We start from the raw sequence: 15,460 nt of genomic DNA, 5'->3' as shown, positions 1-15,460 counted from the left end.
ATCCTCACATCAAGCACCTCGGATAAAAGACGGGGGAAGCCCCCCGCCCCTTAACGCTGAGGAGCCTGCTCCGCAGCACGACGGTCCTGGGCCATCGGGTCGTGAGCCAGGATCTCACCCTTGAAGATCCAGACCTTCACGCCGCAGGAACCGTAAGTGGTGTGCGCTGTAGAAGTCCCATAGTCGATGTCGGCACGCAGCGTATGCAGCGGTACACGACCCTCACGATACTGCTCGTCACGAGCGATCTCGGCGCCACCAAGACGTCCACTGCATGTCACGCGGATACCCTGGGCACCCAGACGCATTGCAGACTGGATGGAACGCTTCATCGCACGGCGGAAGGCCACACGGCGCTCCAGCTGCTGGGCGATGTTGTCTGCCACCAGAGTCGCATCGATTTCCGGCTTGCGGATCTCGACAATATTCAGAGCGACATCAGCCTTGGCCATGGCGCTGAGGGTCTTGCGCAGGGCGTCAATGTCCTGACCCTTTTTGCCGATGATCACGCCAGGACGTGCGGCGTAGATCGTCACACGAGGCTTTTTGGCAGGACGTTCGATGACCACACGGGAAACACCAGCACCCGAAAGCTTCTTGCGCAGGAAAGAGCGCAGCTTCAGATCCTCATGGAGCAGACGGGCATAATCCCCGCCTGCATACCAGCGGCTGTCCCATGTACGATTGACACCGAGCCGAAGCCCGATCGGATTAACCTTATGTCCCATAGATCAGGCTGCCTTCTGCTCTTTTGAGTTCTTGCCGGCCTTCGGAGCTTCCTCAGCTTCAGCGCGCTCAGCAACAACAATCTTCAGGTGGCTGAAAAACTTCTCAACACGAGCAGAACGACCACGGCCCCGTGCATGGAAGCGCTTCATCACGATCGACTTGCCAACCTCAGCAGTCTTCACCACCAGCTTGTCAACATCAAGCTGATGATTGTTTTCTGCATTGGCCACGGCACTCTCAAGAGCCTTCTTGACCTGCTGGGCGATACGGCGACGGGAGAACGTCAGCGCAGCGATTGCCTTGCCTGCCGGCTGGTTGCGGATCGTGGCAGCAACCAGATTCAGCTTGCGCGGGCTGACACGGATGTTGCGGGCAACAGCCTGTGCCTCTGTATCAGCCAGGGTACGGATATGCTTAGGCTTACTCATGCTCAGCCTCGCTTCGACTTCTTATCGGAACCATGACCGGTATAAGTACGGGTGGGTGAGAACTCACCAAACTTATGACCGACCATATGCTCCGTCACCTGCACAGGCAGGAACTTCTGACCATTATAGACGCCGAACGTCAGCCCGACGAACTGCGGCAGGATGGTGGAACGACGGGACCAAATCTTGATCACCTCATTCCGGCCCGATGCACGGGCCTTCTCAGCCTTGCCAAACAGATACCCGTCGACGAACGGGCCTTTCCAGACGGAACGTGCCATCTTCTATGCCCCTCTCTTACTTGCCGGTTTTACGACGACGGATAATCAGGCTGTCCGTCTTCTTGTTGGTACGGGTCTTGTAGCCCTTGGTCGGCACACCCCACGGTGTGACAGGATGACGGCCACCAGAGGTACGACCCTCACCACCACCATGCGGATGGTCGACGGGGTTCATGACCACACCACGGTTGTGTGGACGACGCCCCATCCAGCGACGACGACCTGCCTTACCAAAGTGCTGGTTCATGTTGTCCGGGTTGGAAACCGCACCAACAGTTGCCATGCACTCGGCACGCACGATACGCAGCTCACCGGACTGCAGCTTGATCTGTGCGTAACCGGCATCCTTGCCAACGAGCTGGGCATAGTTGCCAGCCGAACGGGCCAGCTTGCCACCAGCACCGGGCTTCAGCTCGATGTTGTGGATGATCGTACCAACCGGCATGGAAGCCAGCGGCATGGCGTTGCCCGGACGGACGTCAGCATGATGGGCAGCAACCACACGGTCACCAGCCTTCACGCGCTGAGGAGCCAGGATATAGGCCAGCTCACCATCCTCATAGCGGACCAGTGCGATGAAGGCCGTACGGTTCGGGTCATATTCCAGACGCTCGACCGTGCCGACAACATCGAACTTGCGACGCTTGAAATCAACATAACGGTAGGACTGCTTGTGCCCGCCGCCACGGAAGCGTACGGTTGTACGCCCGTAGTTGTTACGGCCACCAGTCTTGTTCTTGCCTTCCGTAAGCTGCTTGACGGGCTTGCCCTTCCAGAGCTCGCTCCGGTCAATCAGCACGGTACCACGAGTGCTTGGTGTCGTGGGATTAAAGTGCTTCAATGCCATGGTATCTTACCCCGCGCCTCAACCAAGCTTCGCTGTGAGGTCAATTGACTGACCTTCAGCAAGCTGGACATACGCCTTCTTGATGTCAGAACGGCGACCCGGACGACCTTTGACGCGCTTTGTCTTACCTTTCTGGATCAGGGTGCTGACACCAGCCACCTTGACGTTGAAAAGCTTCTCGACAGCGACCTTGATCTGCGGCTTCGTTGCTTCCAGAGCCACCTTGAACACAACCTGGTTCTTCTCAGAAGCCATGGTTGCCTTTTCAGTGATCAGCGGTGCACGCAGCACATCAAACAGAGCTTCCTGAGACAGGCCAGCAGCCGCCTTGCGTGCATTCAGAACTGTTTTCGTTGTCATGCCAGACGCTCCTTGAGACCCTCAAGAGCAGCGTGGGTAATCACCAGCACATCATGCTTGAGAATATCATAAACATTTGCCCCGATCGTGGGCAGGAGATCAATCTTGGGCAGATTGGCAATCGCACGGGCAAACGGCTGGTCAGCAACCTGATCCACGATCAGCGCAGACGAGCAGCCAAGAGCCTTCAGACGGGCAGCGGCCTCACGGGTCTTCTCAACGCCAGCCAGATCCTTCAGGATGATCAGCTTGCCTTCAGAAGCCTTCTGGGAAACGGCAGAGCGCAGCCCAAGACGACGCACCTTCTTGGGGAGGTCGAAACCATGATCACGGGCGACCGGACCATGCACGACACCACCGGTACGGAACTGCGGAGCTCTCAGAGAGCCCTGACGGGCAGAACCTGTCCCCTTCTGGCGATACGGCTTCTTGGTTGTGCCAGAAACGACACCCCTGCCCTTTGTTGCGTGTGTGCCAGCACGACGTTTGGCAAGCTGCCAGTTCACGACGCGGGCCATGATGTCCTTGCGGGGAACAATCCCGAAAATCTCTTCCGGCAGTGCGATTTTACCGGCACTTCCGTTTTCGAGGGTTTTGATATCGTATTCCATATCCCTCACCCGGCGGCCTCAACGGTCGCTGCCGGATATGGCGCGTCCGCATTACGGGCCTTCTTGATTGCATCGCGAACCAGAACAACACTGTTCTTGGCACCTGGGATAGCACCGCGCACCATGATCAGGTTACGCTCTTCATCCACAGCAGCAATTTCGAGGTTTTGTGTTGTCACGCGCTTGTCACCGAGGTGACCAGCCATCTTCTTGCCCTTGAAGACCTTGCCAGGATCCTGGCGCTGACCCGTAGAGCCGTGAGAACGGTGACTGATGGACACGCCGTGTGTCGCCTCAAGACCGGCAAAGTTGTGGCGCTTCATGACACCAGCAAAACCTTTACCCTTGCTACGGCCCGTGACATCCACTTTCTGACCAACCACGAAATGGGCAGCAGAAAGCTTCGTCCCCGGTTCCAGCAGGGCATCCTCTGCCACACGGAACTCGGCCAGCTTCTTCTTGGGCTCAACCTTCACACGGGCAAAATGCCCACGGTTCGCTTTTGTGACGTGCTTGGCCTTTGCAGCCCCCATACCGAGCTGGACAGCCGTATAGCCATCACGCTCCTGTGTACGGGCATCCACAACCTCGACAGCATCAAGGTGCAGCACCGTCACCGGCACATGTGTGCCGTCTTCTTTAAAGAGCCGGGTCATCCCCAGCTTTTTTGCAATCAATCCGGTACGCATCGTCTGGACCTTAGAGTTTAATCTCGACATCTACGCCAGCGGCGAGATCGAGCTTCATGAGGGCGTCCACGGTCTGCGGGGTCGGCTCGACAATGTCGAGCAGCCGGCGGTGCGTTCTCATTTCGAACTGCTCGCGGCTCTTCTTATCCACATGCGGTGAACGATTCACAGTAAACCGGGCAATATGCGTCGGCAGGGGGATGGGACCCCGAACCCGCGCACCCGTACGCTTCGCCGTATTGACGATCTCTTTCGTGCTGTTATCCAGCACGCGATGATCATACGCTTTAAGGCGAATGCGGATGTTCTGGTCGTCCATGATTTCACTTCATCCTTAATAAACCGGATGCCGTCCTACTGCATTTCTCCTAGAAATGGAACCCCGGCCGAAAAAAATTCGACCGGGGCACCAGATTCCGAAGTCAGCAGGGACTTAGGCGCTGATGGAAGCCACCACGCCGGCACCCACTGTACGGCCACCTTCACGAATAGCGAAGCGGAGACCTTCGTCCATGGCGATCGGAGCAATCAGCTCGACATCCATGGTAGCGTTATCACCCGGCATCACCATCTCGGTGCCTTCCGGCAGGGTCACAACACCCGTCACGTCCGTCGTACGGAAGTAGAACTGCGGACGATAGTTGGTAAAGAACGGCGTATGACGGCCACCCTCTTCCTTCGTCAGGATGTAGGCCTCAGCCTTGAACTTGCTGTGCGGGGTGATGGTGCCCGGCTTTGCCAGAACCTGACCACGCTCAACATCTTCGCGCTTCGTGCCACGCAGCAGAGCACCGATGTTGTCACCAGCTTCACCGCGATCCAGCAGCTTGCGGAACATCTCGACGCCCGTAACTGTCGTCTTGACGGTAGGACGCAGACCAACGATCTCGACCTCGTCACCGACGTTGACTTCACCACGCTCGACACGGCCAGTCACAACCGTACCACGCCCAGAGATGGAGAACACGTCTTCGATCGGCATCAGGAACGGACGGTCAACCGGACGCTCCGGCTGCGGGATGTAGCTGTCAACAGCCTTCATCAGCTCCAGGATGGCTTCCTTGCCCTGTGCCGGGTTACCATCTTCCAGAACGGCCAGAGCAGAACCCTTGACGATGGGGATATCGTCACCAGGGAAGTCGTAGGAGGACAGAAGCTCACGAACTTCCATCTCCACCAGCTCCAGCAGCTCCGGATCGTCAACCTGGTCAACCTTGTTCAGGAAGACCACCAGAGCCGGCACACCGACCTGACGGGCCAGCAGGATGTGCTCACGTGTCTGCGGCATAGGGCCGTCAGCAGCGGAGACAACCAGAATGGCGCCATCCATCTGGGCCGCACCGGTGATCATGTTCTTCACATAGTCAGCGTGGCCGGGGCAGTCCACGTGAGCGTAGTGACGGTTTTCCGTCTCATACTCAACGTGAGCTGTGGAAATCGTAATACCACGAGCGCGCTCTTCAGGAGCCTTGTCGATCTGGTCATAAGCACTGAAGGTTGCACCACCGGTCTCAGCCAGTGTCTTTGTGATTGCAGCCGTCAGCGTGGTCTTACCATGGTCAACGTGACCAATCGTGCCGATGTTAACATGCGGCTTTGTACGCTCAAATTTAGCCTTTGCCATCGTCTCTCTCCAAAACCTTGACCCACAGGGGCCAGAGGTATGACTGAAACTTCATGCTGGCCACTCTGGAAACCAGAAAATGGCCAGAAGCCTTATTACCGGTAAAAATTACCAGCGATAATGACTGAATGCCTTATTGGCTTCAGCCATACGGTGAGTGTCTTCCCGCTTCTTGACGGCTGCACCGCGGTTGTTCACCGCGTCCATCAACTCATTGGAAAGACGGTCCTGCATGGTGTTCTCACCACGCTTGCGGGACGCCTCAATCAGCCAGCGGATAGCCAGCGCCTGACGGCGTTCTGCACGAACCTCTACCGGAACCTGATAGGTCGCACCACCAACACGGCGGGAACGGACCTCAACAGCCGGCTTTACATTATCCAGTGCTGAGTGGAACATGGCCACCGGGTCCGCAGAAGACCCGCCACGCTTACGCAGCACTTCCAGTGCTCCATAAACGATGCGTTCAGCAGTAGATTTCTTACCATCATACATCAGCGCATTCATGAAGCGCGTAATGACGGCATCTCCGAATTTTGGATCGGGAAGGATCTCACGCTTGACAGCGCGATGACGGCGACTCATTCCAAATACCCCTTATTTCGGCCGCTTTGCGCCATACAGCGAACGGCGCTGACGGCGTTTTGCGATACCCTGCGTATCCAGCACACCACGAAGAATGTGGTAACGCACACCGGGAAGATCCTTCACGCGACCACCGCGGATCAGAACAACGCTATGCTCCTGGAGGTTGTGCCCCTCACCCGGAATATAGCTCACCACCTCATACCCGTTGGTCAGACGCACCTTGGCGACCTTACGCAGGGCGGAGTTCGGTTTTTTCGGCGTTACAGTATAAACACGTGTGCAAACACCACGCTTCTGCGGACATCCCTGCAGAGCAGGAACCTTGTTCCGCTTTGCGGCCGGCTCACGGCCCTTTGCGATCAACTGGTTGATGGTCGGCATGCGCCCTTCCCAATCCTTGTCCATATGCTGACGGGGAAACCCCCGCCACGACATTCCGTTCTAACCGACATGCGGCTGAACCGCCTGTCTTCGCACGATTGCACAGAAGAAAGGAAAGAATCTTCCCTCCTCCAAAGCTACTTGCCTCTGGACTTAACCTTTTTTTCCAAGAAACAAAAGTAGTGCCAGATGCTATTTTTTATTCTGGGACGATTCCTTCACCTTAACAGGCGGGAACTGTCTAAGGCGCGGACCCTAAGTTGGGTTGGCCCGAGAGTCAAGCCTCTCTGCCATAACAGAGAGGCTTGACCCCAGAATTCCTCACTCAGCAGCGTCTTCCACCTCAGCTCTCCCCTTATCGAGGCGAGCCGGGGCCTGGTCTGCTGCAAGATTACGCAGACGCCGCATGGCACCGCCCGTCCCTGCCGGGATGAGACGGCCCACGATCACATTCTCCTTCAAGCCACCAAGCGTATCGATCCTGCCAGATGTGGCAGCATCGGTAAGCACACGCGTAGTCTCCTGGAAGGAGGCCGCAGAGATGAAGGACTGCGTCTGTAGAGACGCCTTGGTAATACCCTGAAGGATCGGCATGGCCTTTGCCGGCTCACGCCCCTGCTCCAGAAGCATCCTGTTGTCCCGCTCGAACTCGATCCGGTCCACAGTCTCACCAATGAGATAGGTGGAATCACCCGGCTCCAGAACCTCAACCTTCTGCAACATCTGGCGGACGATCACTTCAATATGCTTGTCGTTGATCTTCACGCCCTGCAGGCGATAGACGTCCTGAATCTCATTGACCAGATAGTCGGACAGGGCTTCCATCCCCATGACCTTGAGGATGTCATGCGGCACACGGGGACCATCGACCAGCGGGTCACCCTTCTGGACAAAGTCACCTTCCTGCACGGAAATATGCTTGCCTTTGGGTATCAGGTAATCCGTCCGCTCACCCGTCTCGTCATTATGTACGATGACACAACGCTTCGACTTGTAGTCCTTGCCGAACTCGATGCGGCCATCACCTTCGGCAATGATCGCATGGTCCTTCGGACGGCGGGCTTCGAACAGCTCGGCCACACGTGGCAGACCACCGGTAATGTCACGGGTCTTAGAACCCTCGCGCGGAATACGGGCCAGCACGTCACCGGCATGGACCACGGCCCCATTCTCCACGGACAGAATACTGTCAGGAGACAGGAAGTAGCGGGCCTCGTTGCCGTTGGCGAGACGGACCACATTGCCATCCGCATCCTTGAGCTGGAGGCGGGGACGCAGATCAACACCCTTGGCGGCCTGCTTATAGTCCACGACAACACGTGAGGTCAGGCCGGTCACCTCGTCAACCCGCTCGACCAGCGTGATGCTGTCGATCAGGTCCTGATACTCGACCGTCCCAGCCTGCTCCGTGATGATCGGCAGCGTGTAGGGATCCCACTCTGCCATCTTGTCACCACGCTTGACCTCCTGCCCTTCGGACACCATCAGGCGGGCACCGTAAGGCACACGGTAGCGGGCCTTCTCCGCCCCGGTTTCGTCAATCAGCAGAATCTCACAGTTCCGGGACATGACCACAGGAACGTTCTGGGAATTCTGGACGACGTTGCGGTTACGGATGGTCACCTTGCCGTCACGGAAAGCCTCGACCATGGACTGCTCGGCACCACGGGTCGCCGCACCACCAATGTGGAAGGTACGCATCGTCAGCTGCGTTCCCGGCTCACCGATGGACTGGGCAGCGATCACGCCAACGGCTTCACCGATGTTAACCGGCGTACCACGGGCCAGATCACGGCCATAACAATGAGCGCAGATGCCTGCCTTGCTGTCACAGGTCAGGACAGAGCGAATTTCCACCGCTTCAATCCCGGCACCTTCGAGCATCTCGACATCAGCTTCTTCCAGCAGACGGTTGCGCTCCAGCAGTTTCTCACCCGTCATCGGATGGAACACATCCTGGGACAGGGTCCGCCCGAGGGCACGCTCTGCCAGAGAAGCCACGACCTCACCGCTATCCGTCACCGCACGGACAACGAGGCCACGCTCGCTACCGCAATCAGTTTCGGTAATGATGCAGTCCTGCGCCACGTCGACAAGACGACGTGTCAGGTAACCAGAGTTGGCGGTCTTCAGCGCCGTATCAGCCAGCCCCTTACGGGCACCATGGCTGGACGTGAAGTAATCGAGAACTGACAGACCTTCTTTAAAGTTGGCCACAATCGGCTGCTCGATGATCTCACCAGACGGCTTCACCATCAGGCCGCGCATACCGGCAAGCTGCTTCATCTGGGCCGGTGACCCACGGGCCCCGGAATGGCTCATCATCCAGACAGAGTTTGTCGGCTTGCCCGGTACCTGCTTGGAAATCTCCTTGAGCATGGCCGCCTGCACTTCATCCGTACAGCGGGACCAGGCATCCACCACCTTGTTATAGCGCTCGCCAGCGGTGATCAGACCTTCCTGATACTGCTGCTCGAACTCCTTCACCTCTTCGGTGGTTTTGTTGACCAGAGTGGTCTTTTCGGCTGGAACGATCATGTCGTCCTTGCCGAAGGAGATGCCAGCCTTGGCAGCGTGGCGGAAACCAAGAGCCATGAGACGGTCACAGAAAATAACAGCCTCTTTCTGCCCGCAGTGACGATACACGGTATCAATCACGTCGGACACCAGCTTCTTCGTCAGCTGACGATTGATCAGGCTGAACGGAATGGCCGGATGCTTCGGCAGGATCTGGGCAATCAGGGCGCGACCCGGTGTCGTCAGGATCATCTGACGGACCGGCTTGCCTTCCTCATCCTGAGCATCCAGACGCAGACGGATCTTGTCATGAAGCTTCAGTGCACCGGAAAGCAGGGCCGCCTCAATCTCGGCCACGGCCGCATAGGCAGGCGGAGCCGCCTTGATGACCTTGCCATCCTTGATCTCGGCTTCATCCGGCGTCAGACGGTACTCGGGCACCTCGAGGCTCAGATAGTACAGGCCAAGCACGATGTCCTGGGAAGGCACAATGATCGGCTTGCCGTTGGCCGGGCTGAGGATGTTGTTGGTGGACATCATCAGCACACGGGCTTCCAGCTGGGCTTCCAGCGAAAGCGGTACGTGCACGGCCATCTGATCACCGTCAAAGTCCGCATTGAAGGCGGTGCAGACCAGCGGGTGCAGCTGGATGGCCTTGCCTTCCACGAGGCTCGGCTCAAATGCCTGAATGCCGAGACGGTGCAGGGTCGGCGCACGGTTCAGCATCACCGGATGTTCACGGATGACCTCTTCGAGGATATCCCAGACTTCCGGACGCTCTTTCTCGACCATCCGCTTTGCGGCCTTGATGGTCGTGGCGTGCCCGTACTTCTCCAGCTTGGAATAAATAAAGGGCTTGAACAGCTCCAGCGCCATCTTCTTGGGAAGACCACACTGATGCAGCTTCAGCTCCGGCCCCACCACGATCACGGAACGGCCAGAATAGTCCACACGCTTGCCGAGCAGGTTCTGACGGAAGCGACCCTGCTTCCCTTTCAGCATGTCGGACAGGGACTTCAGCGGACGCTTGTTGGCCCCGGTGATGGCACGGCCACGGCGGCCATTGTCGAACAGCGCATCAACGGCTTCCTGCAGCATGCGCTTTTCGTTGCGGACGATGATGTCTGGCGCACGCAGCTCGATCAGCCGCTTCAGACGGTTGTTACGGTTGATGACACGGCGATACAGGTCATTCAGGTCGGAGGTGGCGAAACGCCCACCATCCAGCGGCACGAGCGGACGCAGCTCCGGCGGAATCACAGGCACGATGTCCATGATCATCCATTCCGGACGGGCACCACTCTCGACGAAGGATTCGACCATCTTGAGGCGTTTGACCAGCTTCTTGCGGGCCGCCTCGGATGTCGCCTTGCGCAACTTCTTGCGCATGACCGTTTTTTCCGAATCGCCGTCCATCACCTCGGCGTCGTAATCGAACGGATCCGGCTCGCCACGCTCCCGGGCAGCACGGCTCAGCTCGGCCTCCTGAGCGTTCGGCAGACCCCAGTCATAGCTGGACAGCGCACGCTTGATGGCCTCGGCACCGATACCGACATCCAGACCGTCATCAGCGAATTCATCCATCAGCTCTTCGCAACGGATTTCATCCAGCAGATACTGGTCACGACGCTTGCCGTGCTTGTAGGACTCGACCTGATCGGACTCGCAGACGCCCTTGTCGAGCACCAGGAACTTCTCGAAATACAGGACCGGCTCAACATCCTTGAGCGGCAGGTCCAGCATCGTGGCAATGCGGCTCGGCAGGGACTTCAGGAACCAGATATGAGCGACAGGTGAAGCAAGGTCGATATGGCCCATCCGCTCACGGCGGACCTTGGCCAGCGTCACCTCGACACCGCACTTCTCACAAACGATCCCACGGAACTTCATCCGCTTGTACTTGCCACAGAGGCACTCGTAATCCTTGGTCGGACCAAAAATCCGGGCACAGAACAACCCGTCACGCTCCGGCTTGAAGGTACGGTAGTTGATCGTCTCCGGTTTTTTGATCTCGCCATAGGACCATGAGCGGATCTGCTCACTGGAGGCGAGCTGGATGCGGATCTGGTCAAACGTGCCTGACTGACCAGACTGACCCAGAATCTTCATGAGTTCGTTCATTTGCCGAAACCCCACTGTGCCGGGCGGCGTCCCGCCGGCACGTTAAACATGAACAATGAAGAAGAAGCGGAAAGCACTGCCCTCACAGCCCTCCCTGCTCAAGTTCGACATTCAGACCAAGCGACTTCAGTTCCTTCACCAGAACGTTGAAGCTCTCTGGAATACCAGCTTCAAAGTCGTCCTGTTCACGAACGATCGCCTCATACACCTTCGTCCGGCCGGACACATCGTCCGATTTCACCGTCAGCATTTCCTGCAGCGTGTAGGCAGCACCGTAAGCCTCCAGTGCCCAGACCTCCATCTCACCGAAACGCTGACCACCGAACTGGGCCTTACCACCAAGCGGCTGCTGGGTGACCAGCGAGTAAGGACCGATCGAGCGGGCATGAATCTTGTCATCAACAAGGTGATGCAGCTTCAGCATGTAGATGTAGCCCACCGTGGACTGACGCTCGAACTTCTCGCCCGTACGCCCGTCGATCAGCTGGGACTGACCACTCTCGCTGACACCAGCCTTCTTCAGCATCTCCTCGATGTCAGGGATGGAGGCACCATCAAACACCGGAGTTGCGATCGGCACGCCCTTCCGCAGGTTGTTGGCCAGCTCGATCAGCTGATCGTTGTCCATCGTGGCGATATCTTCATTGAAGATCTTCTCACCATAGACATCTTTCAGACGGTCCAGCAGCTCCTGCCGACGCTCACCCGTGCGCTGATATTCATCAACCATCGCACCGATGCTCTGGCCGATATTGGCACAGGCCCAGCCCAGATGCGTCTCCAGAATCTGCCCCACATTCATGCGGGACGGCACGCCCAGAGGATTCAGCAGCAGATCAACCGGCTGACCATTCTCGAGGAACGGCATGTCCTCGACAGGAACGACACGGGACACCACACCCTTGTTACCGTGACGGCCAGCCATCTTGTCACCCGGCTGAAGCTTGCGCTTCACGGCAATGAAGACCTTGACCATCTTCATCACACCAGGCGGCAGCTCGTCACCACGCTGGAGCTTCTCGACCTTGTTGTCGAAGCGGTTGTTGATGCGCTTGATGGCACCATCAAACTCACGGCACAGCGTTTCCAGCTCGGCCATGACGGCCACGTCGGCAACAGGAATGTTGCGCCACGTCACACGGGGATGCTCACCCAGAAGCTCGGCCGTGATCGGCGTACCAGCCCGTACGCCCTTGAAGCCTGCAGCGGCTTCCTGCCCGACCAGACGCTCCTTGAGGCGGTTGTAGAAGCTGCGCTCCTGGATGGCACGCTCGTCATCACGGTCCTTGGCCAGACGCTCGATCTCGGCCCGCTCGATGGCCATGGCACGCTCGTCCTTGTCCACACCACGGCGGGAGAAGACACGGACATCAACCACCGTCCCGCTCGTGCCCGGGGGCAGCTTGAGGGAGGTGTCACGTACATCAGAAGCCTTTTCACCGAAGATGGCACGCAGAAGCTTTTCTTCCGGTGTCATCGGGCTTTCACCCTTCGGCGTCACCTTGCCGATCAGGATGTCACCCGGATTGACCTCGGCACCGACATAGACAATGCCGGCCTCATCAAGGTTGCGCAGGGCTTCCTCACCGACATTCGGGATGTCACGGGTAATTTCTTCCTGACCCAGCTTGGTATCACGGGCCATGACCTCGAACTCTTCAATGTGAATTGAAGTGAAGATGTCATCCCGGGCGATACGCTCGGAGATCAGGATGGAGTCCTCGAAGTTGTACCCATTCCACGGCACGAAGGCCACGAGCACATTACGGCCCAGAGCCAGCTCACCCAGTTCGGTGGACGGACCATCAGCGATGATGTCACCGGCAGCGACCAGATCGCCAACCTTCACCAGCGGACGCTGATTGAGGCAGGTAGACTGGTTGGAACGCATGTATTTGCGCAGACGGTAGATGTCCACGCCCTGGGTGGCCCCCTGCTCGTCCGTCGCACGGATCACGATACGGGCACCATCCAGCTGGTCCACCACACCGCCACGCTTGGCAATGATGGTCGCACCAGAGTCGTGCGCCACAGGGCCTTCCATGCCGGTACCGACCAGCGGGGCATCAGCCTTCACCAGCGGCACGGCCTGACGCTGCATGTTGGAACCCATCAGCGCACGGTTGGCGTCGTCGTTTTCCAGGAACGGAATAAGCGCAGCAGCCACGGAAACCAGCTGCTTCGGCGACACGTCACAGGCGGTAACCTGTTCCGGCGGCACAAGACGGAAGTCACCGGTCTGGCGGACAGCCACCAGCTCGTCCGTCAGACGATTGTCACTCTGCTTGGCATCGGCCTGCGCCACCAGAAGGCGTTCTTCCTCCATGGCGGAGAGATACTTCCAGCCGTCCTGGAAAACGCCATCCTTCACCAGACGATACGGCGTCTCGATGAAGCCGTACTTGTTCACCTTGGCATAAGTGGCCAGGGAGTTGATCAGACCGATGTTCGGCCCTTCCGGCGTCTCGATCGGGCAGATACGGCCATAATGGGTCGGATGAACGTCACGGACTTCAAAGCCTGCACGCTCACGGGTCAGACCGCCCGGACCAAGGGCCGACAGGCGACGTTTATGTGTCACCTCGGAGAGCGGATTGGTCTGATCCATGAACTGGCTGAGCTGGGAGGAACCGAAGAACTCACGTACGGCAGCAGCAGCAGGCTTGGCGTTGATCAGGTCATGCGGCATGACCGTGTCAATATCGACAGAGCCCATACGCTCACGGATGGCGCGCTCCATACGCAGCAGACCGATGCGGTACTGGTTCTCCATCAGCTCGCCGACGGAACGGACACGACGGTTGCCGAGGTTGTCGATATCATCGACCTGACCACGACCATCCTTGAGGTCGCAGAGGATCTTGACCGTCCGCAGGATGTCTTCCTTGCGCAGCGTCCGCAGCGTATCGGGCGCATCCACATCCAGCCGCATGTTCATCTTTACACGGCCAACGGCAGACAGGTCATACCGGTCCTGCGAGAAGAACAGACCATGCAGCATGGCTTCTGCCGTCTCACGGGTCGGCGGCTCACCAGGGCGCATGATGCGATAAATATCGATCAGCGCCTCTTCCCGCGTGGTGTTCTTGTCCGCCATCAGGGTGTTGCGGATCCACGGGCCATGCGTCCCGTCAATTGCGAGAAGCGGAAGCTCCTTCAGGCCCAGCTCTTCCAGCTCGGCCAGTTTCTCTTCCGTCAGCTCCTCGCCAGCCTCGGCATAGATTTCACCGGTCTTTTCATTGACAAGGTCATGGGCAATGAAGCGACCCAGAATATCCAGACGCCCCACCTGCACAACACGGGTCTTCTCGGCGATCTTGCGAACGACACGGGCTGTCAGTTTGGTCTCGGCATCTGCCACAACCTCGCCGGTATCAGCATCCACCAGCGGGCTGAGCAGCTTCAGGCCACGGAAGGCATCTGGCTCAAACGGGCGGGCCCACTCGCCACCCATGCGGGTGAAGGGCACGACATCGTAGAAAGTGGAGAGAATCTCGTCCTCATCCATACCGGCAACTTCGAGTGTATCGACGTCACCACCCTCGGCCAGCTTGGCTTCACGAGCCTTGAGGTAATTGTCACCTTCCAGTGCATAGAGCAGCGTGGTAACCGGCAGCTTGCGCTTGCGGTCGATGCGGACATGGATGATATCCTTGGCATCGAACTCGAAATCGAGCCAGGAACCACGGTAAGGGATGATACGGGCAGCAAAAAGATACTTCCCGGAAGAGTGTGTCTTGCCCTTGTCGTGATCGAAGAACACGCCGGGACTACGATGCATCTGGGAAACGATGACACGTTCCGTCCCGTTGATGATGAAGGTCCCGTTGTCCGTCATGAGCGGCATGTCGCCCATATAGACTGGCTGCTCCTTCAGGTCGTGAATGGAGCGGGTCCCCGTATCCTCGTCAATATCCCACGTTGTCAGACGCAGAATGACCTTCAGCGGGGCCGCATAGGTCAGGCCACGCTGGATGCACTCTTCCACATCGTATTTCGGTTCTTCGAATTCATAATACTGGAAATCCAGCCGCCCACGGCCAGCAAAATCATGAATCGGAAAAACTGAACGGAACACCTCCTGAAGGCCAGCCGGCTCCCGGCTGTCGGGGCGCACATTCATCTGCAGGAAAGCTTCATAGGAAGCCCGCTGCACGTCAATCAAATTAGGCATCGGCGCAATTTCGGGAATGCGCCCGAAGCTCTTGCGGATCCTCTTACGCCCTGTGAACGATTTTGTGATCGCCATCTTATCCTGCCTCTGAACCAGACCTTCAAGTCGTC

The 15,460-nt window shown here is 57.9% G+C and carries 13 protein-coding genes; all 13 read right to left on the bottom strand.

Annotated features, from left to right (window positions below; genetic code table 11):
* Positions 1-50 precede the first annotated feature (50 nt).
* The 13 genes from rpsC to rpoB all read right to left on the bottom strand — a co-directional run bounded on the left by rpsC (position 51) and on the right by rpoB (position 15,425).
* Positions 51-728, bottom strand: a complete 678-nt coding sequence (gene rpsC / locus DTJ15_RS06745) for a 30S ribosomal protein S3 (RefSeq protein ID WP_043557839.1) — start codon at positions 726-728, stop codon at positions 51-53.
* Between the two features lie 3 nt (positions 729-731).
* Positions 732-1,157, bottom strand: a complete 426-nt coding sequence (gene rplV, locus DTJ15_RS06740; RefSeq protein WP_043557837.1) for a 50S ribosomal protein L22 — start codon at positions 1,155-1,157, stop codon at positions 732-734.
* Between the two features lie 2 nt (positions 1,158-1,159).
* Entirely contained in the window at positions 1,160-1,438 is a 279-nt protein-coding gene (gene rpsS / locus DTJ15_RS06735; RefSeq protein ID WP_043557836.1) for a 30S ribosomal protein S19, read from the bottom strand.
* A 16-nt stretch (positions 1,439-1,454) separates the two neighbouring features.
* A complete protein-coding gene (rplB, locus tag DTJ15_RS06730) occupies positions 1,455-2,285 on the bottom strand; it encodes a 50S ribosomal protein L2 (RefSeq protein WP_081562856.1) in 831 nt (276 codons plus the stop codon).
* A gap of 18 nt (positions 2,286-2,303) precedes the next feature.
* Positions 2,304-2,600: a 50S ribosomal protein L23 gene (locus DTJ15_RS06725; RefSeq protein WP_181005181.1), complete on the bottom strand. Its 297-nt coding sequence runs from the start codon at positions 2,598-2,600 to the stop codon at positions 2,304-2,306.
* A 41-nt stretch (positions 2,601-2,641) separates the two neighbouring features.
* The gene (rplD, locus tag DTJ15_RS06720) at positions 2,642-3,256 is read right to left on the bottom strand and encodes a 50S ribosomal protein L4 (protein WP_043557831.1); all 615 of its coding nucleotides are present in this window, start codon (positions 3,254-3,256) and stop codon (positions 2,642-2,644) included.
* A 5-nt stretch (positions 3,257-3,261) separates the two neighbouring features.
* Positions 3,262-3,945, bottom strand: a complete 684-nt coding sequence (gene rplC, locus DTJ15_RS06715; protein ID WP_043557830.1) for a 50S ribosomal protein L3 — start codon at positions 3,943-3,945, stop codon at positions 3,262-3,264.
* Between the two features lie 10 nt (positions 3,946-3,955).
* Entirely contained in the window at positions 3,956-4,264 is a 309-nt protein-coding gene (rpsJ, locus tag DTJ15_RS06710; protein WP_018980179.1) for a 30S ribosomal protein S10, read from the bottom strand.
* A gap of 114 nt (positions 4,265-4,378) precedes the next feature.
* Positions 4,379-5,569 carry an elongation factor Tu gene (gene tuf / locus DTJ15_RS06705; RefSeq protein WP_043557828.1) on the bottom strand — a complete coding sequence of 397 codons (1,191 nt, stop codon included), beginning with the start codon at positions 5,567-5,569 and terminating at the stop codon, positions 4,379-4,381.
* 108 nt (positions 5,570-5,677) lie between these two features.
* On the bottom strand, positions 5,678-6,154 hold the full coding sequence (rpsG, locus tag DTJ15_RS06700) for a 30S ribosomal protein S7 (RefSeq protein WP_043557827.1): 477 nt from the start codon (positions 6,152-6,154) through the stop codon (positions 5,678-5,680).
* A 12-nt stretch (positions 6,155-6,166) separates the two neighbouring features.
* Positions 6,167-6,538, bottom strand: coding sequence for a 30S ribosomal protein S12 (gene rpsL / locus DTJ15_RS06695; RefSeq protein WP_023979007.1), 372 nt, complete (start codon positions 6,536-6,538; stop codon positions 6,167-6,169).
* Positions 6,539-6,859: 321 nt separating this feature from the next.
* Entirely contained in the window at positions 6,860-11,176 is a 4,317-nt protein-coding gene (gene rpoC / locus DTJ15_RS06690) for a DNA-directed RNA polymerase subunit beta' (RefSeq protein WP_043557824.1), read from the bottom strand.
* Between the two features lie 82 nt (positions 11,177-11,258).
* Positions 11,259-15,425, bottom strand: a complete 4,167-nt coding sequence (gene rpoB / locus DTJ15_RS06685; RefSeq protein WP_043557823.1) for a DNA-directed RNA polymerase subunit beta — start codon at positions 15,423-15,425, stop codon at positions 11,259-11,261.
* Positions 15,426-15,460: the final 35 nt, after the last annotated feature.

This window comes from Parasaccharibacter sp. TMW 2.1891 (assembly GCF_023337675.1).
Lineage (GTDB): Bacteria > Pseudomonadota > Alphaproteobacteria > Acetobacterales > Acetobacteraceae > Bombella > Bombella apis.
Note: the sequence above shows the minus strand (reverse complement) of the source record. Positions and strands in the feature narration are given on the sequence as shown.

Excerpts from the sequence above, each read along its gene's own strand:
- rpsC (WP_043557839.1), bottom strand. The coding sequence starts at position 728 with ATGGGACATAAGGTTAATCCGATCGGGCTTCGGCTCGGTGTCAATCGT.
- rplV (WP_043557837.1), bottom strand. The coding sequence starts at position 1,157 with ATGAGTAAGCCTAAGCATATCCGTACCCTGGCTGATACAGAGGCACAG.
- rpsS (WP_043557836.1), bottom strand. The coding sequence starts at position 1,438 with ATGGCACGTTCCGTCTGGAAAGGCCCGTTCGTCGACGGGTATCTGTTT.
- rplB (WP_081562856.1), bottom strand. The coding sequence starts at position 2,285 with ATGGCATTGAAGCACTTTAATCCCACGACACCAAGCACTCGTGGTACC.
- rplD (WP_043557831.1), bottom strand. The coding sequence starts at position 3,256 with ATGGAATACGATATCAAAACCCTCGAAAACGGAAGTGCCGGTAAAATC.
- rplC (WP_043557830.1), bottom strand. The coding sequence starts at position 3,945 with ATGCGTACCGGATTGATTGCAAAAAAGCTGGGGATGACCCGGCTCTTT.
- rpsJ (WP_018980179.1), bottom strand. The coding sequence starts at position 4,264 with ATGGACGACCAGAACATCCGCATTCGCCTTAAAGCGTATGATCATCGC.
- tuf (WP_043557828.1), bottom strand. The coding sequence starts at position 5,569 with ATGGCAAAGGCTAAATTTGAGCGTACAAAGCCGCATGTTAACATCGGC.
- rpsG (WP_043557827.1), bottom strand. The coding sequence starts at position 6,154 with ATGAGTCGCCGTCATCGCGCTGTCAAGCGTGAGATCCTTCCCGATCCA.
- rpsL (WP_023979007.1), bottom strand. The coding sequence starts at position 6,538 with ATGCCGACCATCAACCAGTTGATCGCAAAGGGCCGTGAGCCGGCCGCA.
- rpoC (WP_043557824.1), bottom strand. The coding sequence starts at position 11,176 with ATGAACGAACTCATGAAGATTCTGGGTCAGTCTGGTCAGTCAGGCACG.
- rpoB (WP_043557823.1), bottom strand. The coding sequence starts at position 15,425 with ATGGCGATCACAAAATCGTTCACAGGGCGTAAGAGGATCCGCAAGAGC.